17 protein-coding genes and 1 riboswitch are annotated in these 21,679 nt (G+C 71.4%); of the genes, 2 read left to right on the top strand and 15 right to left on the bottom strand.

The annotated features are described in order from the left end of the window. Window positions 1-147 precede the first annotated feature (147 nt). Both ACZ42X_RS02505 and ACZ42X_RS02510 read right to left on the bottom strand, forming a co-directional pair. Window positions 148-1,326, bottom strand: coding sequence for a serine/threonine-protein kinase (locus tag ACZ42X_RS02505; RefSeq protein WP_468283448.1), 1,179 nt, complete (start codon window positions 1,324-1,326; stop codon window positions 148-150). Beyond that, window positions 1,323-3,137: a hypothetical protein gene (locus ACZ42X_RS02510; protein WP_468283450.1), complete on the bottom strand. Its 1,815-nt coding sequence runs from the start codon at window positions 3,135-3,137 to the stop codon at window positions 1,323-1,325. The genes ACZ42X_RS02505 and ACZ42X_RS02510 overlap by 4 nt, the downstream gene beginning before the upstream one ends. Before the next feature lie 181 nt (window positions 3,138-3,318). Here ACZ42X_RS02510 and ACZ42X_RS02515 point away from each other — a divergent pair, with 181 nt between their 5' ends. Then, window positions 3,319-5,247, top strand: coding sequence for a P-loop ATPase, Sll1717 family (locus ACZ42X_RS02515; RefSeq protein ID WP_468283452.1), 1,929 nt, complete (start codon window positions 3,319-3,321; stop codon window positions 5,245-5,247). Between the two features lie 167 nt (window positions 5,248-5,414). Here ACZ42X_RS02515 and ACZ42X_RS02520 read toward each other — a convergent pair whose 3' ends face one another. The 3 genes from ACZ42X_RS02520 to ACZ42X_RS02530 form a co-directional block, all read right to left on the bottom strand. Next, the gene (locus tag ACZ42X_RS02520) at window positions 5,415-6,620 is read right to left on the bottom strand and encodes an MBL fold metallo-hydrolase (RefSeq protein WP_468283454.1); all 1,206 of its coding nucleotides are present in this window, start codon (window positions 6,618-6,620) and stop codon (window positions 5,415-5,417) included. A 70-nt stretch (window positions 6,621-6,690) separates the two neighbouring features. Continuing rightward, window positions 6,691-7,485 (bottom strand): SGNH/GDSL hydrolase family protein, encoded by a 795-nt coding sequence (locus tag ACZ42X_RS02525; RefSeq protein WP_468283456.1) that lies wholly within the window; start codon window positions 7,483-7,485, stop codon window positions 6,691-6,693. A gap of 169 nt (window positions 7,486-7,654) precedes the next feature. Further along, the gene (locus tag ACZ42X_RS02530) at window positions 7,655-8,575 is read right to left on the bottom strand and encodes a M23 family metallopeptidase (protein ID WP_468283458.1); all 921 of its coding nucleotides are present in this window, start codon (window positions 8,573-8,575) and stop codon (window positions 7,655-7,657) included. 4 nt (window positions 8,576-8,579) lie between these two features. After that, window positions 8,580-8,738, bottom strand: a riboswitch (cyclic di-AMP (ydaO/yuaA leader). A 425-nt stretch (window positions 8,739-9,163) separates the two neighbouring features. Here ACZ42X_RS02530 and ACZ42X_RS02535 point away from each other — a divergent pair. Then, window positions 9,164-9,976 (top strand): tyrosine-protein phosphatase, encoded by an 813-nt coding sequence (locus ACZ42X_RS02535; RefSeq protein ID WP_468283460.1) that lies wholly within the window; start codon window positions 9,164-9,166, stop codon window positions 9,974-9,976. Between the two features lie 24 nt (window positions 9,977-10,000). Here ACZ42X_RS02535 and ACZ42X_RS02540 read toward each other — a convergent pair whose 3' ends face one another. The 10 genes from ACZ42X_RS02540 to hpnD all read right to left on the bottom strand — a co-directional run bounded on the left by ACZ42X_RS02540 (window position 10,001) and on the right by hpnD (window position 21,676). After that, window positions 10,001-10,117, bottom strand: a complete 117-nt coding sequence (locus tag ACZ42X_RS02540) for a DUF6126 family protein (protein ID WP_361415316.1) — start codon at window positions 10,115-10,117, stop codon at window positions 10,001-10,003. A gap of 25 nt (window positions 10,118-10,142) precedes the next feature. Continuing rightward, complete coding sequence (locus ACZ42X_RS02545) at window positions 10,143-10,775, bottom strand: helix-turn-helix domain-containing protein (RefSeq protein ID WP_468283463.1); 633 nt, start codon at window positions 10,773-10,775, stop codon at window positions 10,143-10,145. Window positions 10,776-10,835: 60 nt separating this feature from the next. Then, the gene (locus tag ACZ42X_RS02550; protein ID WP_468283465.1) at window positions 10,836-12,221 is read right to left on the bottom strand and encodes an aspartate aminotransferase family protein; all 1,386 of its coding nucleotides are present in this window, start codon (window positions 12,219-12,221) and stop codon (window positions 10,836-10,838) included. Further along, window positions 12,218-14,122: a 1-deoxy-D-xylulose-5-phosphate synthase gene (gene dxs, locus ACZ42X_RS02555; protein WP_468283467.1), complete on the bottom strand. Its 1,905-nt coding sequence runs from the start codon at window positions 14,120-14,122 to the stop codon at window positions 12,218-12,220. Before dxs ends, ACZ42X_RS02550 begins: the two co-directional genes overlap by 4 nt. Before the next feature lie 60 nt (window positions 14,123-14,182). Continuing rightward, window positions 14,183-15,205 (bottom strand): adenosyl-hopene transferase HpnH, encoded by a 1,023-nt coding sequence (hpnH, locus tag ACZ42X_RS02560; protein ID WP_361415324.1) that lies wholly within the window; start codon window positions 15,203-15,205, stop codon window positions 14,183-14,185. Window positions 15,206-15,210: 5 nt separating this feature from the next. Beyond that, entirely contained in the window at window positions 15,211-15,903 is a 693-nt protein-coding gene (locus tag ACZ42X_RS02565) for a 5'-methylthioadenosine/S-adenosylhomocysteine nucleosidase family protein (protein ID WP_468283469.1), read from the bottom strand. Continuing rightward, window positions 15,903-17,945, bottom strand: a complete 2,043-nt coding sequence (gene shc, locus ACZ42X_RS02570; protein WP_468283471.1) for a squalene--hopene cyclase — start codon at window positions 17,943-17,945, stop codon at window positions 15,903-15,905. Before shc ends, ACZ42X_RS02565 begins: the two co-directional genes overlap by 1 nt. Before the next feature lie 155 nt (window positions 17,946-18,100). Beyond that, the gene (locus ACZ42X_RS02575; protein WP_468283473.1) at window positions 18,101-19,201 is read right to left on the bottom strand and encodes a polyprenyl synthetase family protein; all 1,101 of its coding nucleotides are present in this window, start codon (window positions 19,199-19,201) and stop codon (window positions 18,101-18,103) included. Beyond that, window positions 19,198-20,715 (bottom strand): hydroxysqualene dehydroxylase HpnE, encoded by a 1,518-nt coding sequence (gene hpnE / locus ACZ42X_RS02580; RefSeq protein WP_468283475.1) that lies wholly within the window; start codon window positions 20,713-20,715, stop codon window positions 19,198-19,200. Before hpnE ends, ACZ42X_RS02575 begins: the two co-directional genes overlap by 4 nt. A gap of 22 nt (window positions 20,716-20,737) precedes the next feature. Beyond that, the gene (gene hpnD / locus ACZ42X_RS02585; RefSeq protein ID WP_468283477.1) at window positions 20,738-21,676 is read right to left on the bottom strand and encodes a presqualene diphosphate synthase HpnD; all 939 of its coding nucleotides are present in this window, start codon (window positions 21,674-21,676) and stop codon (window positions 20,738-20,740) included. Between the last annotated feature and the right edge of the window lie 3 nt (window positions 21,677-21,679).

Below are 21,679 nucleotides of genomic sequence, written 5' to 3' on the forward strand. Positions count from 1 at the left end.
GGACGGTCAGGCCGGGGGACCGGAGTCGTAGCGCCAGGAGCCGGGCCCCGGCCGGAACGCGCCGATGGGCGGACGGGCGGCTGAGGGAACGTGGGCCAGGTGGACACGTCGCGACTGGTCGTCCGACCCGTCCCTCCGAGGGCGACCTCACGCGCCTTCGACCCACCGTGCCATGCCTTCAAAGGCGTCGAGCGTGCGGACATGAGTCGGTCCGTACCAGTCGCTGCAGTCCCGGCCGATCCGGTCGTACAGTTCGGCGGCGCCGCGCACATCGCCGCTGCGGCCGGTGAGGTCAGCCAGGTTCATTCGAGCGGTGACGACGAGGGGATGGTCAAAGCCGTGCTCCCGGGCCAGCTTCCGGACCTGTAGGTCGGCAGCGCTGAGCCGGTCGGCGAAGCCGCTGTCGATCCGGAGCGCCCCGAGGGCCGGGTCCGAGGTGGCGCGCCGGTCCTCCGAGGCCCTATCGAGGTGGCGTTCTATCTCCGCGATCGCGTGTACGACCGTGCGCGCGTTCTCCGGACGCTGCCGCGGATCCTTGGCGAGCAGCGCCATGATCAGTTCATCGAGCCGCGCAGGGACACCCGCCACCTGCGCACGCGGGGGCTTGGGTGTCCTTTCCTGGTGTGCCAGAGCGAGGGCCACCGGATCGGCGCGGCCGTCACCGAACGGCGGCCAGCCGGTGACCATCTCGTACATCACACAGCCCAGCGAGTAGAGGTCGCTGAGTTCGTCGCCCGGATCGGCGCGGCATCGTTCCGGTGACATGTACAGGGGGGTGCCGGCATGACTGCGTGTCTCGGTGGCGTCGACGAAGCGTGACAGACCGAAGTCGACGATGCGTACGTCGCTTTCGGCCTCGCGAATCAGTATGTTGCCGGGCTTGATGTCACGGTGTACGACGTCTTTGTCATGGGCAGCGGCGAGTCCCTGGGCAATTTGGCCGCTCCAGCGGCAGGTCCGAGCCAACGGCAGCGGTTTGGGACCCACGAAGTCGGTCAGCGGCTGCCCGTCGACGAACTCCATGACGAGGAAGGGGTCGACGCCGTCCATATGACAGTCGAAGATACTTGCGACATAGGGGCTGTCGACCTTGGCGGCGATCAGGCTCTCGCGTTCAAATCGGCCTCGAACGGTCGCCAGGCGTACGGGATCCGGTCGCGGTCCGACCAGTTTGTCCCACGCGAGAAACTTCAGGGCGACTTCACGGGCCAGAACGCTGTCACGCGCCAGCCATACGTGTCCGAATCCACCGCTGCCCAGGTGACGATCCATTTCGAAGCGGTTATTGGGTCCGACGGTCCGGCGACCGCCGGGGAACGCGTTCACTCCTGTGTTTCCGCAGGGCCGAAATCCTCTGGCGCGCCCCTTTCGAGCGCGCCCGCCTCGCCGCGCCACGCACCCTTTGCCCAGTCCTCGAGCCCCTGCTCAGCGTCGAGGTACTCCCGCCAGGCTGTGAAGAACTCGGTGCGCTGGGCCAGCGCTCGCTTAAGCGCGGCGGTGCCAGTGCGCACCTTGTCGCGACCCTCTCGGCTCAGCTCCTGCTTGCGTGCGGGCACCCGCCGCCACTCGACGATCGCCCAGACGGCGGTGACGATGCCCAGGAGAATTACGGTCACGCGTGGTGTACCCCTCGACACCAGAAACGCTGCGATCGCGCTCACCAGCGACATAGCGGCTGCGGTGATGAGCCGGCCCAGGTTGAGCCGCACCGAATCGACCTGCTTGCGCGTATTTTCCTCGATGAGGCCGCGCAACTCGTTGACGAGCGACTTCTCCGGCACAGACACGTTCGGGTCTGCGGGCAGCGGGCGTCGCCACTCACCCCACGTGACGTCGATCTCCGGAGGCAGCAGTGACCGCGAGTGTTCGACGTAGACACGGGAGGTGCTCAGCACCTGCGGCCACACCGCGCGCAGCGACAGCAGGCGTGCCTCCTCTCCAAGACGTACCGCTTCGGGAACGAACACGGCATTGACCAGCAAGGTACTCAGATCCACGGGAGTGGCGGCGGCCTGTTGCACGGCGTGCTCTTCACGCGCCGCCTTCTCGTCACCGCCGTACTCGACGACGAGCTCGAGATAGCGGATGCGCGATGCAAGTGCGGCCTCGTCGGCGTCATACCGGTCTATGAGGGCGTCGAGGGCGCTGGCCGCGTGCCCAGACCTGTCCTTGTCGTGATCACCGGGGAACGCACGGCGCAGATGGAGGAGCGTGGCCTCGGGAATCGTCGCCCATTCCCATCCGCGGCGCAGCTCATCCCAGCCCCCGGCACACACCCGGCTCAGCTCCTCAAAGCGCTTGTCAGGCAGTTTCTTTCCCAACTCACTCATGCGTTGTGCCACTTGTTTGGTGAGTGTGGACGCCCTGGCCAGACCGAGACGGTCCAGCCACCGCTCAATGGCCTGCCGAGTGTAGGCATGGGCTTGCTCGCCCAACTCGTTGCAGGCGACCGCATCGAGGACAACGTGGAAGTCCTCGTCGAGGGCGTAAGGGTCGAGCGACTGCAGATAGCGGTCGATCCATCGGGCGGCCTCGTCCAGCTCGCCAAGGCGCGTGCAGGTGAGGGTGAAGAAGAGGTTGGAGCGGGCCTGGTCGAGAGAGTAGGCCTGGGCGCGGGCCCGGCGCATCTGTGGCGCCTTGCCAAGGTGCCGTGCCGCGAGGGACACCATGGCCGGACCAAGCCAGAAGTCCGGCTCCATGAGCATGCGCTCTTGGGCGCATGCTGCTACCAGGTCCTTGTCCACCACGTCCCGTTCCAAGGCGTCCTTGGTCAGCGCGTGCACGAGGCCGTGTGCTAGAGCCCGAGTCTGGCGGCGCTGCTCGAAACGAGCGTGCCAGTCGATGGTGAGCCGCGTCAGCTCCGCCTCCGCCAGCGTTCGCGCCTGGTCCTTGGCGTACTGATCTGTGAACTCCTGAAATCGGCGCTCAAGTTGGAGTACACAGCCTTCGACTCGCCCAACCGCGTGTGCGACGTCGCTCAACTCTGCCGCTACAGTGCCGAGTTGGCTCCGTAGTGATACGAGCTCGTCGCGCGCCACGTCGATCCGGGCCCCCATGGCGTCGACACCGCGATGTACCTGCTGCAGGGAGGTCTCCAGGTCGTCAAAGCGTGCCTCCATATCCCCCTGTTCAGTCACATCGCCCCCGAACCGGTCAGCGCACCCGATGCCGCGCCCTCGCCCGGCACCATCTCCAACTCGCGTCTTCTCCTCATTATCCGTACGCCTCCACCCTCCGTACCTCGAAGCGCTAATCTGGACGTACTGGTTGACGTGGTGCCACGCTGCGACGGCATCCGCAGGGGGAGACGTAGATATAGTGGATCAACTGCACCGTCCCGTACTAGACTTGTTTTTCGGGCGGGACGACGCGGAGCACGACTTCGCCGATGGTCTACTGAGGCGGGGATTCCAACGCACTCTCGCCTACGAGGCGGCGCTCAACGGACGAAAATCGCTGATCATCGGCCGCAAGGGCTCGGGGAAGAGCGCCATCTGTGCACAGCTCGCCCACGGCGGGGTGTACTCCGGACCCACGGCCGAGATCGTGCCGGACAACGCGGCGGGCGACGAAATCCGCCGCTTCGACCTGCAGGGCCTCACCTCGGATACGGCCAAGTCCCTCATTTGGCGCTACTTGTTCGCACTCGAAGCTGCCCGTCATGTGGTCGACCACTCCGACACCAGGCACGGCCGGTCGCTGCGCCGGCCCGCGCCGGTGCGTGCCCTGCGTGACTTCCTCCGGGCCAACGGAGAGGAGGCGAACGCGCGTCTGACGGACCGGCTCCGGCGCGGCGCGAGCCGTCTGCAGTCGGCAACGTTGTCCGTGAAGATGTTCGGCGTAGAGGCCAGCATGCAGACCGGGGACGGGGTGACTGAGTCCGGATCCGAGGGCGCTCGCGCCATGCGGCAGCTCGACGCGCTGGAAGTCGGCGTTCGGAAGGCCTTCGACGCTTTGGACTGCTCCGCCGCCGGGCACCCGCCGTTGCTCGTGCTCGTGGACCAACTGGAGCTCGTGTGGCAGGCCGACCCGGACAGCCACGCACTGGTCACCGGGTTGTTAATGGCCGCAAAGCACATCGCGAGGTCTTACAGCAAGGGCGTGCGCTGTGTGCTGTTCATCCGCTCCGATATCTACGACACGCTCAACTTCGCGGACGGAGACAAGTTCCGCAGCGACGAGATTCACATCACCTGGACTCCGGGGGCCTTGAAGGACCTGGCGCTCGCTCGTGCGTCGCTCTCCCTCGGGCGAGATCTGACCCACTCGCAGTTGTGGGGTGACGTCTTCCCCGCCACGGTCGGCGGCGAGCCGACCGCGGACTATCTCATCCACCGTTCCCTGCCCCGCCCGCGCGACGCCATCCAGTTCCTCACCCGCTGCCGTGACGTTGCCTGGGAGCGGGGCCACGGTACAGTCCACGAGTCGGACATATTGGCCGCGACCAAGCGCTTCTCCCAGTGGAAGCTGGAGGACCTCGCTCGGGAGTACAACGTCGGATTCCCCTTCCTGCGCGAGGTGTTCGCGCTCTTCGAGCACGGCGACTACCGGGTCGACCGAGACACCTTCGCAGAACGGTTCGCCGTGATCCGCGCGAACCTCCACGAGACGTACCCTGCCTACACCGATCACCTGAACGCGCAGGCTGTGGTGGAGGCTCTCTTCGCCATCGGATTCCTCGGTGTACGGCGCGGTGAGGGCGTCGCATACGCGGGCTCGACAGCGCTGCCCGTCCAACCGTACGAGGACGAACTGCATGTTCACCCATGCTTCCGATCCGCGCTCCACTGCGAGGAGACCGCCTCAGCGCATCTCGCGGGCATCGGCCCAGCCCTGTCCCCCTCTACGTCCCGCCAGGCGCACACGAGCTTCCTGCGCAGTATCACCGTCACGGACGCGGGATTCACCGTCAACCGCGAGGTACGTCTCCTCGGCGAGGTAGAACTCGCCGCTCAGCGGCTGCTGCGCCATCTTCAACGATCAGGCCTACCTGCACGCGTACGGGAAGAGACGACGCGCGAACTGACGGAAGGCCTTGCGCAAGCCCGCCGACCCGCGCAGGACGACGAAAGCGTTGACACACGCGTGCGCACCACGATTACGCTTCTGGAGTCTCTCGCCGACCGCCTCTCCCGCAACGGCTACGGCCGCGAGCCGGTCACACTGCGCCTGGCCGACGAAGCGCGCTCACTGGAGCGCGTGCTGGGCGGTTCCGCAGGCGGCGGCGACTCCGACTCGTCGGGGTGACCGGTTGAACAAGTGGCGATCACCCGCGCCAAGCGCACCGCAGGGTCTCCCGTAGGAAGGCGCGTCGAAGGGGCGCCCCGCTCAAGTCCGGCGGCAAACGATCCGGCCCATCAACCGGGGGACGCTCAAGGATCCGGACCATCTCCCAAGCTCGTCCCCGACCGACGTCACCGCTCACCCGCGAGGTTCAGATCGCCCCTGCTCGTCTCGGCCCCGCGCTCGGCACTTCGGCGACGGCGCCAGGGGCGCGCGATCGGAACCGACACCGCCCGCCACCACGCCTCCGCCGGCACTTCCCCCGCCGGCTCGAACGGCTCGCCCGGACGCGGGAACGCCGCCGCCTGGCCGGTCTCCTCGGCCGCGTCCCTCGTCCACTCCCCCGGCTCCGCCCACGGGTGCGGCGCCAGGTTGAACGTGCCCCAGTGAATCGGGAGCAGCACGCCCGCCGCGGCCCCGCCCTGGAGGTCCAGGTGGGCGCGGACGCCCTCGGCGGGGGTCATGTGGATGTCGGGCCAGAACTCGCTGTACGCGCCTATCTGGATCATGGTGGCGTCGAACGGGCCGTGCTCGGCGCCGATCTCCCGGAAGCCGGGGAAGTAGCCGGTGTCGCCGCTGTGGTAGACGCGGTGTTCCGGTCCGGCGACCGCCCAGGACGCCCAGAGCGTGTGCTGCCGGTTGCGCAGGCCGCGCCCGCAGAAGTGGCGGGCCGGGGTGGCGGTCAGGCGTACGCCGCCGACCTCCGTCGACTCGTGCCAGTCCAGCTCGCGCAGGCGGGACGCCAGCACGCCCCAGTGCTCCAGGTGGGCGCCGACGCCGAGGGGGACCGCGAAGAGGGTGTCCGTGGCGGCGAGGGCGCGGATGGTCGGCAGGTCCAGGTGGTCGTAGTGGTCGTGGGAGATCACCACCACGTCCACCGGGCCGAGCGCGGCCAGGGGCAGCGGTACCGGGTGCAGCCGCCGGGGCCCGGCGAAGGGGAACGGCGAGCACCGCTCGCCCCACACCGGGTCGAAGAGGACGCGGACGCCGTCGATCTCCGCGAGCACGCTGGAGTGCCCGAGCCACGTCAGGCGCAGCCCGGACGCCGGGGGCCGGGCGAGGTCGGCGACGGTGGTGGGGTGCACGGGGATGGTGCCCGCCGGCGCGCGGCGCCGGCGCCCCTCCTTCTCGAAGTACGTCTTCGCGAACTCGACGGCCGAGCCGGAGGGTCTGTGCCGGGCGCCCACGGGGTTCTGGAACACCCCGTCCGCGAAGTGCGGCGAGCGGCGGATGCGCTCCAGGCGCTCCCCCGCCGGGTCCGCGCCGAAGGCGGCGGGCCACAGCGGGCGCGGCCGGGACCGCGACGGTCGCGTGGGCGTGGCGTCGGAGCCGGTCACGGCACCTCCAGGGCTCGGGCCTCCCATTATGGGCGGGGGGTGTGACAGCCGGGGGTGCGGGTCCGGCTCCCTACAGCGGCAGCAGGTCCGGGCGCTTGGCCGAGACGTGGTCGCCGGAGGATTCGCCGCGCAGGCGGCGGCCGATCCAGGGCACCAGGAACTCGCGGGCCCACTGGATGTCGTCGCGGCGCACTTCGAGGGTGCCGCGCGGCGGCAGGGGCGGCCACGGCTGGTCCGGGTCGGCGGGCACCTCCACGCCCAGGACCTGCCCGGCGCGCAGGGCGACACGGGTGTGGCCCTCGGCGGACAGGTGGAGCCGGTCCGCGTCCCAAGCCCGCCTGTCCTGGACGGTCTTGAGGGACCAGAGGTCCAGCACGGGGCAGCCGTAGCGGTCGGCGACGGCGCGCACATGGCCGTTGTACGTGGCGATCTTGCCGCGCAGATGGCGCAGTACCGGCACGCCGCGGGTGTCGAAGCCGGTCGTCACCAGCACGGTGCCGACCACCGAGGTCAGGTCGGCGACGGCCCGCTCGAAGCGCTCGGCCACGTCGTCGGGGTCGCTGCCCGGCCGGATGATGTCGTTGCCGCCCGCGCAGAAGGTCACCAGGTCCGGGGCGAGCTCCTTCGCCCGCGGGAGCTGCTCCTCGACGATCTGGTCGAGGAGCCGGCCGCGTACGGCGAGGTTCGCGTACCGGAAGTCGTCGGGCTCGGGCAGCCGGTCGGCGAGCAGCACCGCCAGGCGGTCGGCCCAGCCGACGAACGTCCCGTCGGGTCCGGGGTCTCCGACGCCCTCGGTGAAGCTGTCACCGATCGCCACGTACGACCCGAATACGTCACTGTCTCTGAAGGTCGAATCGTCTGCCACGGGAGCACATCCTGCCTCCTTCCATGTGACCTACGCGACCGTAAGGAGGGGTTGACGTAGCGTGAGATACGCCACCGGTCAAGATTCACCCAAGCCGGAATACGCCACCGCCCGGCACCGTGGGGCACGGTGCCGGGCAGGGCGGGATCGGCGGTGTGCCGACGGTGCGTCAGATCGAGACGCCGTGCTGGCGCAGGTACGCCAGCGGGTCGATGTCCGAGCCGTAGCTGGGGCTGGTGCGGATCTCGAAGTGCAGGTGCGGGCCGGTGGAGTTGCCGGTGGAGCCGGAGAGGCCGATCTGCTGGCCGCCGCTCACGCTCTGGCCGGAGGAGACGGAGAGCTGGGAGAGGTGGGCGTACTGCGAGTAGGTGCCGTCGGTGTGCTTGATGACGACCTCGTTGCCGTACGAACCGCTCCAGCCGGCCGAGACGACGGTGCCGGGACCGACGGCCTTGACGCTGGTGCCGGAGGAGGCCGCGAAGTCGACACCGGTGTGGTAGCCGGAGGACCACATGGAGCCGGAGGCGCGGTAGGGGGTGGTGATCGAGGAGTCGACCGGGGCAGTGAAGCCCGAGGCGCTGCTCTTCGGGGCGGACTGCGCCGGGGCGGCCTTGGCCGCCGGGGCCTGGGGCTTGGCCACCGGGGCCTGGGGCTTGGCGGCGGAGCGGGAGGCGCGGGCCTCGCCGCGGTCCTCGTCGGCCTTCGCCTTGGCCGGGGCGGCCTTGGCACCGAGGGTGAGCTCCATGCCCGGCAGGATCAGCGACGGGTCCTCGCCGATGACCTCGCGGTTGTCCTTGTACAGCTTCTGCCAGCCGCCCTTGACGTTCTTGTTGTGGGCGATCTTGGCGAGGTAGTCGCCGGCGACCACGGTGTACGTACGGGGCGCGGGCTTGGCGGCGGCCGGGGCGGTCTGCGCGGCGGCGACGACCTGCTGCGGAGCGGTCGCCGGCGCGGCGCTCTGCTCCGCGGCGTGCGCACCGGTGGCGCCGAGCAGCGGGAGGGCGATGGCCGCGCCACCGGTACCGGCGGCGACGAAACCACGCGTGAGCGTGCTGGACTTGGGACGGCGGTGCTTACCCTTGGCGGGCATGGCGAATTCCTCTCCGGCGCCTGCGAGGTGAGCTGTCGGGTTCGGGCTGGAGATGCCCGGCCGCGTGGTGACGCGACTTAACCCCGAGCCGGTCCCGGAATTCCGGGCTCGGCGGACTTACCTTGGGTCCCCCGCTCCTGCCACACGTGGGTGGGTGCTGAATTCCGGGCCGGCGGCAGGATTCGGCGGTCCGGCCGGATTGCGGTGACCGTAGGACAGCCGGGTCGGCGCGAACAAGCCGCCGCTTTCCCGCGTGCATTCCTTTGCGCCGTACCGCTACGGAATACCGGTCACCCTCCGTGGATTACGGATCATGAATTCCCGCCGGGTGCAGGGGAATTGTGGAAGAAGCCCGGCCACGGACGGTCACTTTTATGACGCTGCTCACGTGCCGGGGCCCATCTCCCTTTCTATCGGGGCACGTTATGCCGAACATCCCAATACGGACAGAAGCGTCATACCTCGACGAGCCGTCGCGGCGGCCGCGGCCACGGCCGCGCGGATGATTGCCCTGGGAACCCAATGTCGTATCGTCGGATCGCGACATCGTCGGCGGCCGGCGCCGACGTCAGACGCGGAGGAGTCCCCGTGACGCAGCAGGTGCCGCAGGCCCCGTCGAGCGAGCCCGATCTGTCCGGTGTGCGCAATTTCCGGGACGTGGGCGGGCTGCCGACGGTGGACGGGCTCCGCGTCCGGCACGGGCGGCTCTATCGCAGCGGGCACCTGGCGCACGCCACCGGTGAGGACGCCGTGTTCCTCGGCTCCCTCGGGCTGCACACGATCTTCGACTTCCGCAACGCCGCCGACCAGAAGCTCGAAGGCCCCGACATCGAGCTCCCCGGCGTCCGGAACGTGAACATCCCGCTCACCGACCCGGCCGACGGCGCCGAGTTCTGGCGGATGGTTCGCGACGGCGACCTCGACCAGCTGCGCTCCATCCTCGCGGACGGCCAGGCGGCGGCGCGGATGTCGGAGTCGTACCGCATGATCATCAAGGAGCGCACGGCGGAGCACAGCCGCGTGCTGCACGCCCTCGCCGAGGACAGCGTCCCGGCGCTGATGCACTGCGCGGCGGGCAAGGACCGGGCGGGGCTGTCGATCGCGGTGACGCTGCTCGCGGTCGGCGTGGAGCGGGAGGCCATCGAGGCGGACTACCTCAAGTCCAACGACCCGCACCGCCGCTACAAGGTGCACCGCAGCGACAGCTCCCCGGCCGGGATGTCGCCCGAGGTGATGGAGCTGCTCAGCCCGCTCTTCGACGCGCGCCTGGAGTACCTGGGGGCGGCCTTCGCGACGATCGAGGAGACCTGGGGCACGACCGAGCGGTACCTCTCCGAGGGCCTGAAGCTGGCGCCCGAGACGCGGGAGCGGCTGCGCGAGCGGCTCGTCGACGCGGGCTGAGCCCCGGGGCCGGGCGGGCCGCCGTCAGCCGGTGCCCAGCGCGAAGAGCAGGTACAGGAACGCCGCGAAGAGGTGGCCCGCCACCAGGTAGGCGAAGAGCCGGATGACGAGCCCGCGCGGGAACTTCACTTCGTAGGACATGGGGTTCTCCCTCTCCGGGGGTTCGTCAGCGGTGGGCGCCGGTGCCGCCGAGGCACAGGTCGGCCGCGGCGCTCCGCAGCAGCGTGTGGACGAAGAGCAGCTCGGCGCCGCGGCGGCCGGCCGCGGCGATGCGGTGCGGGGTCAGCGAGTCGAAATGCGCGCTGTCGCCCGGGTCGAGGACGTGGGCCACGTCCCCGAGCACCAGCCGCACGCGGCCCGTGAGGACGTACAGCCACTCCTCCCCCGGGTGGACGCGTACGAGATCGCCCTGCCCGGCGGCGTACGGCACCTCCACGCGCAGGGCCTGCAGGGCGCGGCCCGCGCCGCCGGCCTGGTGGTACGTCCAGCCGTCCGCCTCCACGGGCTCGGCGCGCCCGGCGCGGACGATCGGGTCGCGCTCGGGCGGCACCTCGCCGAGCAGCTCGGACACCGTCGTACCGTAGACACGGGCGAGGCCGAGGAGCATGGGCAGCGAGGGCTGGCGCCGACCGGTCTCCAGGCGGGAGAGGTGCGCGGGTGACAGCTCCGCGCGCCGGGCCGCGGACTCCAGGGTGAGGCCGCGGCGGCGGCGCAGCTCGCGCAGCCGGGGCGCGACGTCCTGCAGCGGCTCGCTCCGGTCTTCCGGTTCCGGGGACGGAGCCCCGGCAGGGGTGGTCATGCCCCCATTGCGCCAGGAAGGGACCCGAGAGGCAATTTTCTTGCCTCTGAGGCAAAAAGATCAGCGGTTGGCGACCGCCTGCTTCATCAGCGTCTTGCCGAAGTCCCACATCAGGCCGCCGCCCGCGTGGGCCTCGTCCATGACGGCGGTGAAGGCGGCCACGAACCGGTCCACCTCCCGCTCCCCGATGATCAGCGGCGGGATCAGCTTGATCACCTCCAGGCGGTCCCCGGAGACCTGCGTGAGGATCCGGTGGCGCTGGAGCAGCGGGACGACGACCATCTGGGCGAACAGCCCCTTGCGGGCCGCCTGCAGCATGGTCCAGCGGCTGCGCAGACCCAGTGAGGACGGGCGGCCGAACTCCAGGCCGATCATCAGGCCCCGGCCGCGTACGTCGTGCAGCAGCTCGTAGCGGTCCACCAGCGCCGAGAGCCGGGTCTTCAGCTGTTCACCGGTGAGCCGAGCGTTGGCCACGATCTCCTCGTCCTCCAGGACGGACAGGACTGCGAGGCCGGCCGCCATGGCCTGGGCGTTCGAGCCGAAGCTGGCCGAGTGGACGACCACCCGGTCCATCGACGAGAACACCTTCTTGAAGATCCAGTCCTTGCCGAGGGTGGCGCCGACCGGCACGTAGCCGCCGGACAGCGACTTGGCGACGCACAGCAGGTCCGGCTCGACGCCGTCCTCGTGCTGGTACGCGTAGAAGTCGCCGGTCCGGCCGAGCCCGGTCTGCACCTCGTCGGCGATGAGCAGCGCCTTGTGGCGGTGGAGCAGCTCCTGGGCGGCGCGCAGGAAGCCGGGCGGCGCCTCGTGCACGCCCTTGCCCTGGATGGGCTCGACGATCAGGGCGGCCACGTCGCCCCGCTTCAGCTCGCGCTCCAGCGCGTCCAGATCGCCGAGCGCGATCGCGGTGTCGGGCAGCAGGGGCGCGAAGCCGTCCCGGAAGCACTCCTCGCCGTTGACGGAGAGGGAGCCGGTGGTCAGGCCGTGGAAGGCGTGCGCGCAGTAGACGACGCGCGGCCGGCCGGTCGCGTACCGGGCGAATTTGAGCGCGGTCTCCACCGCCTCCGTGCCGCTGTTGGAGAAGAACGCGCGGTCCAGGTGCGGCGAGTACGACAGCAGCCTCTCGGCGAGCAGGCCGGGCAGCGGGGCGCAGTCGAAGCGGGTGAGGTCGGGCAGCTCGGCGTCGAGGACGTCGTGGAGGGCCTTGCGGACGACGGGGTGGTGGCGGCCGACGCCCATCACGCCGAAGCCGGCGAGCATGTCGAGGTAGTCGTTGCCGTCGGCGTCCCAGAAGTAGGCGCCTTCGGCCCGCTCGTAGACCTTGTCGAAGCCGAGGGTGTGGAGCATGCGCGGCAGCTGGTGGTTGAGGTGCCGGGCGTGCAGGTCGTAGCGCTCGGCGCCGCGGTCGGCGAGCAGCGCCGCCAGATCGAACTTCTTGCTCATGCTTCGCTCTCCTTGCGTGCCGGCGCGGTGCTGCTGCCCAGCGCGGCGCTGATCCGTCCGGCGATCTCGACGGGGGTGAGTCCGACATCGGCCAGCACCTCGCCGCGCTTGGCGTGCGGCAGGAACTGCTCCGGGATGCCGAAGGTGCGCAGTGGTACGTCGATCCCGGCGTCGCGCAGCGCCTGCCCGACCGCGCTCCCGACGCCCCCGGCGCGGCTGCCGTCCTCGACGACGGCGACGAGGCGGTGCGCCTCGGCCAGCGGCGCGAGCTGGTCGTCGACCGGCTTGACCCAGCGCGGGTCGACGACGGTGGCGGGCAGCCCGCGTTCGGCCAGCAGCCCGGCGACCTGGAGGCAGACGGGGGCCATGACGCCGACGGCCACCAGCAGCACGTCGGCTTCGCCGTGGTCGGGCCGGTACAGGACGTCCATACCGCCGACGCGCCCGACGGCCGGGACCGGCGGACCCGCCGCCTCCTTCGGGAAGCGGACCACGGTCGGCGCGTCCGGCACGTCGACCGCCTCGCGCAGCTGCGCCCGCAGCTGGGCGGCGTCGCGCGGGGCGGCGATCCGGAGGCCTGGCACGACCTGGAGGACCGACAGGTCCCACACGCCGTTGTGCGAGGCGCCGTCGGTGCCGGTGACGCCCGCCCGGTCCAGGACGAAGGTGACGCCCAGCCGGTGCAGGGCGACGTCCATCAGCACCTGGTCGAAGGCGCGGTTGAGGAAGGTGGCGTACACGGCGACCACCGGGTGGAGTCCGGCCGTGGCGAGCCCGGCGGCGCAGACGGCGGCGTGCTGCTCGGCGATGCCCACGTCCCAGACCCGGTCGGGGAAGCGCGCGGCGAACGCCGCGAGCCCCACCGGCTGGAGCATCGCCGCGGTGATCGCCACGACGTCGGGCCGCTCGGCCCCGATGGCCGCCATCTCGTCGCCGAAGACCGACGTCCAGGAGGGTCCGCCGGCCGGGGCGAGCGGCGCGGCGGTCAGCGGGTCCATCGCGCCCACCGCGTGGAAGCGGTCGGCCTCGTCCTCCAGGGCGAGCGGGTAGCCGCGCCCCTTCTCGGTCAGGCAGTGCACCAGCACGGGGCCGTGGAAGCGCTTGGCGCGGCGCAGCGCCGCTTCGACGGCCTCGACGTCATGGCCGTCGATCGGGCCGACGTACTTCAGGCCCAGGTCCTCGAAGAGTCCCTGCGGGGCGATGACGTCCTTGAAGCCCTTCTTGGCGCCGTGCAGCGACCCGTACAGCGGCTGCCCGATGACGGGCGTGCCGCGCAGGACGTCCTTGCCCCAGGCGAGGAAGCGTTCGTAGCCGTCGGTGGTGCGCAGGGTGGCGAGGTGGCTGGAGAGGCCGCCGATGGTCGGGGCGTAGGAGCGCTCGTTGTCGTTGACGACGATGACGAGGGGGCGGTCCTTGGCGGCGGCGATGTTGTTGAGCGCTTCCCAGGCCATGCCGCCGGTGAGCGCGCCGTCGCCGATGACGGCGACGACGTGGTCGGTCCTCCCCCTCAGCTCGTTGGCCTTGGCGAGGCCGTCGGCCCAGCCGAGGACGGTGGAGGCGTGGCTGTTCTCGATGACGTCGTGCTCGGACTCCGCGCGGGACGGGTAGCCGGACAGGCCGCCCTTGCCGCGCAGCTTGGAGAAGTCCTGGCGGCCGGTGAGCAGCTTGTGGACGTAGGACTGGTGGCCGGTGTCCCACAGGACGCGGTCCGCGGGCGAGTCGAAGACCCGGTGCAGGGCGATGGTGAGCTCCACGACGCCCAGGTTGGGCCCCAGGTGCCCGCCGGTCCTGGCCACCGCCTGGATGAGGAACTTCCTGATCTCGTCGGCGAGTTCGCCGAGCCGTGTACGGTCCAGCGCCTTGAGGTCTTGCGGCCCCCGGATGTTCTCCAGCAACGTCACGCTTCGGACCCCCTCTCTGGTCGGTTCAGCCGGCGGTGTCGGCGGGCACTCCCGGGGGGCTCACCCCCGGCCGCCGGAGACCGTCTCGCGGGTCGCGCGCAGCGACTCCTTCAGCGAGCTCATGGTGGCGAGGACGGCGGTCGGCTCGTAGCCGCAGTGCGCCATGCAGTTGGCGCAGCGCGGGTCCTTGCCGCGGCCGTACTTGTCCCAGTCGGTCTCCTCGATGAGCTGGCGGTACGTCGGGACGTAGCCGTCGGCCATCAGGTAGCAGGGCCGCTGCCAGCCGAAGAGCGAGTAGTTCGGGATGGCCCAGGCGGTGCAGGGGAAGTCGGCCTTGCCTTCCAGGAAGTCCAGGAAGAGCGGCGAGTGGTTCAGCCGCCAGCGCCGCCGGTTGCCGCCGGCGAACGCCTTCCGGAACAGCTCGCGGGTCTGCTCGACGCCGAGGAAGTGCTCCTGGTCGGGCGCCTTCTCGTAGGCGTACGCGGGCGAGATCATCATCTCGTCGACGCCGAGGTCGTCGTTGAGGAAGTTCAGCACCTCGATGACGGTCTGCGGGGTGTCGGTGTTGAAGAAGGTGGAATTGGTGGTGACCCGGAATCCGCGCCGTTTGGCTTCCTTGATGGCCGCCACCGCCTCGTCGAACACGCCCTCCTTGGCGACGGACTCGTCGTGGCGTTCGCGCAGTCCGTCGATGTGCACGGCGAAGGCGAAATACGGCGACGGCCGGAAGTCCTCGATCTTCTTGCGCAGCAGCAGGGCATTCGTGCAGAGGAACACGTATTTCCGGTGGGCCACCAATTGCCGCACGATTTCGTGGATCTGCGGGTGCATCAGCGGCTCGCCGCCCGCGATGGAGACCATCGGCGCACCGGACTCCAGGACGGCCCCGACCGCCTGGGCGACCGGCATGCGCTGCTTCAGGACCCCGGCCGGGTGCTGGATCTTCCCGCAGCCCTCGCACTTCAGGTTGCACGCGTAGAGCGGTTCGAGCTCGACGATGAGGGGGAACTTGTCGCGCTTGCGGAGCTTCTGCTGGAAAAGATAGGTCCCGACCCGGATGGTTTGGCGGAGCGGCATGGCCATCTGGCTCACCTCCTGGGGAGCAGCAAAGAACGGTGCCATTCAAGAAAAGCAGGCGATACGGCACGAAGAACGCGGAATGCTGATATTCCCCCGCGCACTGTGCCGATCCGGACCAGTTCGTGTTCGGGGGCGTCCACGACCACCCGGACGGCCGCAACCGGGCGGGGCCGGACGCCGACGCTGAGGGCGCTGCGCAGGGTGGCGGCCGACTCCATGTCGACCGCGATCGCCCCCGTCGCCCACAGCTGCGCCCGCTCCTGCCCCCGGACGACGTGGTCGGATCCGATCAGCGGGCCGGTGTGCACGGTGCGGCCGGGAACGGCCCGCCTCAGCGCCTCGGCCAGCAGCTTCGTGCCCGTGCAGAGAGTGGAGCCGCCGGGGCCACGGGTCTCCTCGGCGACCACCAGGTCGCCCGGGCGCATGCCCGGCTCCAGCCCGGCGCAGAATCCGGACGCGACGACCGCGGCGCCGTCCAGCGCCCCGTCCCGCAGCGCCCGGGTGACAGCCAGCTGGGCGTTCAGCGGGCCCATGCCCGTACGCACCACGGTCACCTGACCGGCCGGCGGGCTGCCACCGTGGCGACGGCGGCGGCTCAGCGCGAGCCGCTCGATGCCGAGCGCGCAGGCGATCACCATCGGCGCCGCCGCCGGCGCCCCGGAAGCGTGAGCGAAACCGGAATGCTCCGGTTCTGCCGCCATCAGGCCCCCTTGTCGAGCGCGCCGGAGCGGCCGAAGGAGGGCTCGCCGTGCACGTACCGGCCGAGCGCGGTGAGCGGGAAGACCTGCCGGTACAGGTGGTAGTTGATGGAGAAGTCCCACGGGAAGCCGGTGCCGGTGAAGTACGGCTCGTCCCAGGAGCCGTCCTCGCGCTGGGTGGCGGTCAGCCAGCGGACGCCGCGCTCCACCGCCTGCGAGTCGCGCTCCCCCGCCGCGAGGAGCGCCATCAGCGCCCAGGCGGTCTGGGAGGCGGTGGAGGCGCCGTGACCGATCCACTTCTCCTCCCGGTAGGAGCGCAGGTCCTCGCCCCAGCCGCCGTCGTCGTTCTGGACGGACTCCAGCCAGGCGACGGCGCGGCGGATCGCCGGGTGCGAGCCGGGCAGGCCGGCCGCGGTGAGCGCGGGCACCACGGACCCGGTGCCGTACACGTAGTTGACGCCCCAGCGTCCGAACCAGGCGCCGTTCGCCTCCTGTTCGGCGAGCAGCCACTCGATGCCCCGGCGCGTACGGGGGTGGTGGGCCTTGCCCTCGTGCGCGAGCATCTCCACCACGTGCGCGGTGACGTCGGCGGACGGCGGGTCGATGACCTCGCCGAAGTCGCAGAACGGCAGCCGGTTCGGGAAGGGGCTGGTGTTGTCGGCGTCGAAGGCGGCCCAGCCGCCGTCGCGCGACTGCATGCCGACGGTCCAGTTGGCACCGCGCCGGACCGCCGCCTCGATCTGCTCCGGGTGGGGGTGCTTGACCCGGCGCAGCGCGAGGATCACCTCGGCGGTGTCGTCGATGTCGGGGTAGGTGTCGTTGTGGAACTCGAACGCCCAGCCGCCGGGGGCGAGTCCGGGGCGCTGGACGGCCCAGTCGCCGGGGCGGACGATCTCCTCGCCGAGCATCCAGTCGGCGGCCTTGACCAGCGCCGGGTGGTCGGGGCGCAGGCCCGCGTCGACGAGCGCGATGGTGGCGAGGCAGGTGTCCCAGACGGGCGACTGGCAGGCCTCGATCATGCGGGCGCCGTCCTCGCGCCAGACGGCGAACCGGTCGAGGGACTCCAGGCCCGCTCGCATCACCGGGTGCTCCAGGTCGTAGCCGAGCAGGTGGAGCGCGATCAGGGAGTAGACGGCGGGTGGTTGGATGCCGCCCCAGCAGCCGTCGTTCTCCTGCCGTTCGATGATCCAGCGGGCGGCGGTGTTCATCGCGGCCTTGCGCAGCCGGCGGGGGGCGACCCGGTGGTAGGCGTGCAGGGCCCTGTCGAGCCGCTGGAAGGCTCCTTCCCAGGTACCGACCGGGGCGAGGGGCTTGGCCGGATGGGGCACCCGGGGGTCGGTGTGCAGCTCGTCGAGCGCGAACGGCGCGGGGCGGACGGGCCGCTTCGCCGACACGATGGTGAGCGGCACGATGGTCTGCCGGGCCCAGCAGCCGAAGTCGTAGATGTTGAGGGGGAACCACCGGGGCAGGAAGATCAGCTCGGGCGGCAGCTCGGGCAGGTCCTCCCACTTCCACCAGCCGAACAGGGCCAGCCACATGCGGGTGAAGACGCGGGCGGCGGCGATACCGCCGCGCTCCCGGATCCAGGCCGCGGCGCGGGCCATGTGCGGGGCGTCGGGCGGGTCGCCCGCGAGCCGCAGGGCGACGTACGCCTCGACGGTGGCGGAGAGTTCGCCGGGTCCGCCGTAGAAGGTGGCCCAGGTGCCGTCCTCGCGCTGTTCGCCGCGGATGTGCAGGGCGGCGGCGCGGGTGATCGTGTCGTCCTGGATCCCGAGGAACTGCCGAAGCATGAGGTCCTCGGCGTCCATGGTGACGTTGGTCTCCAGGTCGCCCTTCCACCAGCCCTCGGCGTCCTGCCGTTCGAGGAGGTGGGCGATGGACCGTTCGGCGGCCCGGGCGGCGGCTTCGTGGACGTCGCCCGCCGCCGGGGGCGCCGGGCTCGTGGGCGGCGTGGGCGTCGTAGTCGTCGTAGGAGTGGTGGTCGTGGTGGCCGAGGCGGCGCGGGGGTCGAGGGCCCCGGTGCTTCCGTCGGTCGTCGCTGTCATGGCTTCCCCTTCGTGCAGTGGATGTGCTGCGGCTACGGGTGGGCCGTCGGCCGGTGCACGCGGGGGCACCGGCCGGCGACTAGCGATTCATATGGTGCGGATGGTGGTGGGGACGGAGGTGCGGACGGGGGTGGTGATGTCGGTCCCGATGGCGGTCATCGCTTTCGTACGACGACGAAGTCCGCGAGCGCGATGAGCTGGGCGCGGACCCGTTCCGGCATGTCGACCCGGTACAGGGCCTCGATGGCGACGGCGTGCTGGCGGCGGGCCTCCTGGGAGGTCCACTCGCGGCCGCCCGCCTCCTCGATGAGGGCCGCCCGCATGGCGAACTCCTCCTCGGAGAAGCTCTCGAGGTCGGCGCTCTTGGCGTCGGCCGTCAGCAGCTCGCCCAGGCGCTCGGAGGCCGGACCGCCCGCGGCGAGGGCGGCGACGACCGGCAGGGACTTCTTGCGCTGGCGCAGATCGCTCCAGGTCTGCTTCCCGGTGGCCTCCGGGTCGCCCCAGATGCCGAGCAGGTCGTCGATGGCCTGGAAGGCGAGGCCGAGGTGGTAGCCGTACGCCTCCAGCGTGTCGGCGGTGCGGTCGTCGGCGCCGCCGAGGACGGCCCCGATGGAGCAGGCGCAGGCGAGCAGGGCGCCGGTCTTGTTGCCCTCCATCTCCAGGCACTCCTCGACGGTGACCCGCTCGCGGTGCTCGTAGGAGATGTCCTGGGCCTGGCCGTCGATGAGCTTGCGGGTGGCGGTGGTCAGCCGCCGCGTGGCGCGGCCGGCCTCGACGGTGCCGAGCTCCAGCAGCAGCTCGTTGGCGAGGGCGAAGAGCGCGTCGCCGACGAGGATGGCCTGGGCGGGGCCGTGGACCTTCCACACGGTGTCGCGGTGGCGGCGCTGCTCGTCGCCGTCCATCAGGTCGTCGTGCAGGAGCGAGAAGTTGTGCACGAGCTCGACGGCGACGGCGCCGGGTACGCCGGTCTCCGGTGTCGCGCCGGCCGCCTCCGCGGACAGCAGGGCGAGCGCGGGGCGTACGGCCTTGCCGCTGTCGCCGTCGGCGGGCAGGCCGTGGGCGTCGATCCAGCCGAAGTGGTACGCGGCGACGGTGTCCATGGGCGGCGCGAGCCGCTTCACGGCCTCGCGCAGAACCGGGGTGGACATGGTCCGCCCGCGCTCCAGCAGGGCGGTGACGTCCACGGTGTCGACGGCCGGATTCACCGGGGGCACAGTCGGCACGGTCTCTCCTCTTGTTCCAGTACTCAGGCTCATGCCGCCTCCTCGAGCGGATGTACATGGGGGCGGCCGAGTGCCGAGAGGGCGGCGCCCGCGGCGCTGAGGCCGCTGCGTACCGCTCCCTCCATGGTGGCGGGCCAGCCGGTGGCGGTCCACGCGCCCGCCAGGTACAGGCCGGGTGCGCGGGTGTGGACGGTGGGGCGCAGCCGTCCGACGCCGGGCGTGGGGGCGAACGTCGCCGTCCGCTCCCGGGTGACGAAGAAGTCGCGCACCTTCGCGCCGCGCGCGGCCGGCAGCAGCCGTTCCAGCTCCGGCAGGTAGCGCTCGCGCAGGACGGCGACGGGCTCGTCGATCTCGTCGCCCGCGGCGGACTGGGACAGCGCCAGGTACTGGCCGTCGGTGTATCCGGAGGCGTCGGTGCGGTCGAAGACCCACTGGACCGGGGAGCCGAGCGCGGTGAAGAAGGGTTGGCGCAGCACCTTGCGGTCGTACAGGACGTGGACGTTCAGGATCGGTGCGGTGCCGATGTCGAGGAGGGCGCCGGGGTCGTCGAGCGCGCCGTTCGGAAGCAGGCCGTGGGCCTCGTACTGCGGTACGGCGAGGACGACGGCGTCCGCCTCCAGGGTCTCGCCGGGCAGCCGGACGTGCCAGCGGCCGCCCGCGGCGCGGGAGACGGCGGTGGCCTTGGCCCGCAGCTCGGTGCGGACGCCGGCGGCGTCGAGGGCCTTGCGGGCGAGGGTGTCGTGCAGGTCGCCGAGCGGGACGCGGGCCCAGCCGATGTCGGCGGCGCCGGGGTCGGTCAGGAGGGCGGTCTTGAAGACCATCGCAGCCAGGCCCATGGACGCGTGCGGCGCGGTGGCGTTGAGGGTGGCGACGCCGATCAGGTCCCACAGGGCCTCGACGGCGCGGGGCGACTGGCCGTGGCGGGTGAGCCAGGTGGCGAAGTCGACGCCGTCGAGGGCGGGATCGGCCGGGTCGAGCTTCTTCAGGGCGAGGGCGGCGCGCCCGACGCTCGCGCGCTCGGTGAGCGAGAGGTGCGGGTAGGTCGCCAGGCTCGCGGCGAGGTGGAGCGGTACGGGCAGGGCGGTGCGGCGCAGCCGGCCGAGGCGGGGTCCGCGCGGGTGGGCCACGTCGAGGACGGGCACGTCGAGCCGCGGCTGCAGCGGGGCGAGGTGGGCGCCGCCGACGCGGTCGAGGAACCAGCGGTAGGCGGTGCAGCAGCGGAGGTAGACGTGCTGGCCGTTGTCGACGGTGAGGTCGCCGCGCTTGAAGGAGAAGGCGAGGCCGCCGAGGCGGGGCCGCCCTTCGAGGAGCGTGACGCGGGTGCCCGCCTCGGCGAGGCGCAGCGCGGCGGTGATCCCGGCGAGCCCGCCGCCGACGACCACGGCGTGCCGCTCCCGTGCCGGGTCGGCGCCGTCGGGCACGGCGCGCGGTGCCGACGGCCCGGCGGCCGGGGAGCGCCGGCGCGCCGGGGCGCCTGTCGTACGCGCCTCGTGCGCCGCCGACGGGTCGGCGGCCGCGGGGCGCGGTGCCGGTTCGTCGCCGCTCATGCGCCCTCCTCGGATGCGGTCATCAGGCGTGCCTCCTGACGGTCTGCCGGGAGATGGTCCGGGCATCCAGGCCGGACAGGCCGCGCACGGCGACGTACGCCTTCTCCCGGCCGGGCAGGGAGACGCGGCCGCGCAGCACGGCGAGCGGGTCGCGCTCGATGCGGTCGAGGAGGCGCCGGTAGATGCCGGCCATCGCGGCGACGCAGGCGCCGCTGCGCCGGTCGAGCATGGGCAGCAGCCGGTAGCCCTCGGCGAACAGCGCGCGGGCGCGGCGGACCTCGTAGTGGACGAGCCCGGTGAAGTCGGCGCCGGGCCTCGGGGTGGCGGCGCGGAAGCCGTCCGTGCAGCCGAACCTGGCGAGGTCGTCGGCGGGGAGGTAGGTGCGGCCGTTGGCCGCGTCCTCGCGGACGTCCCGGAGGATGTTGGTCAGCTGGAGCGCGAGGCCGAGCGTGTCGGCGTACTCGGCGGCGCGTTCGGTGGAGCGGGCGCCGGGGGTGGTGCCGAAGATGGAGAGCGAGAGCCGCCCGACGGCGCCCGCGACGCACCGGCAGTACACCTTGAGGCCGTCCCAGGTCTCGTACGTCTCACCGCGTACGTCCATCAGGACGCCGTCGATGAGCTCGTCGAGCGCGCCGAGGGGCAGCGGGAAGCGGCGCGCGGCGTCGCTGAGGGCGACGGCGACCGGGTCGGTGTCGTCCTCGTCGACGGCGTCCTTGCGGATCCGGTCGAGCAGGCAGCGGGTGGCGTCGAGCCGGTCCTCCTTGGCGACCGGGTCGAGCCGGCCGTCGCCGATGTCGTCGACCCGCCGCGAGAACGCGTACAGCGCCGACATGGCCTGGCGCTTCTCGGTCGGCAGCAGACGGATGCCGTACGCGAAGTTGCGGGCCTGCCGGCCGGTGACGGCCTCGCAGTAGCTGTACGCGGCCTGCACGGGCGCGGACATGGGCGTCTGTCCTTCCATGAT

The sequence above is a fragment of the Streptomyces sp. NPDC030862 genome (genome assembly GCF_055571835.1).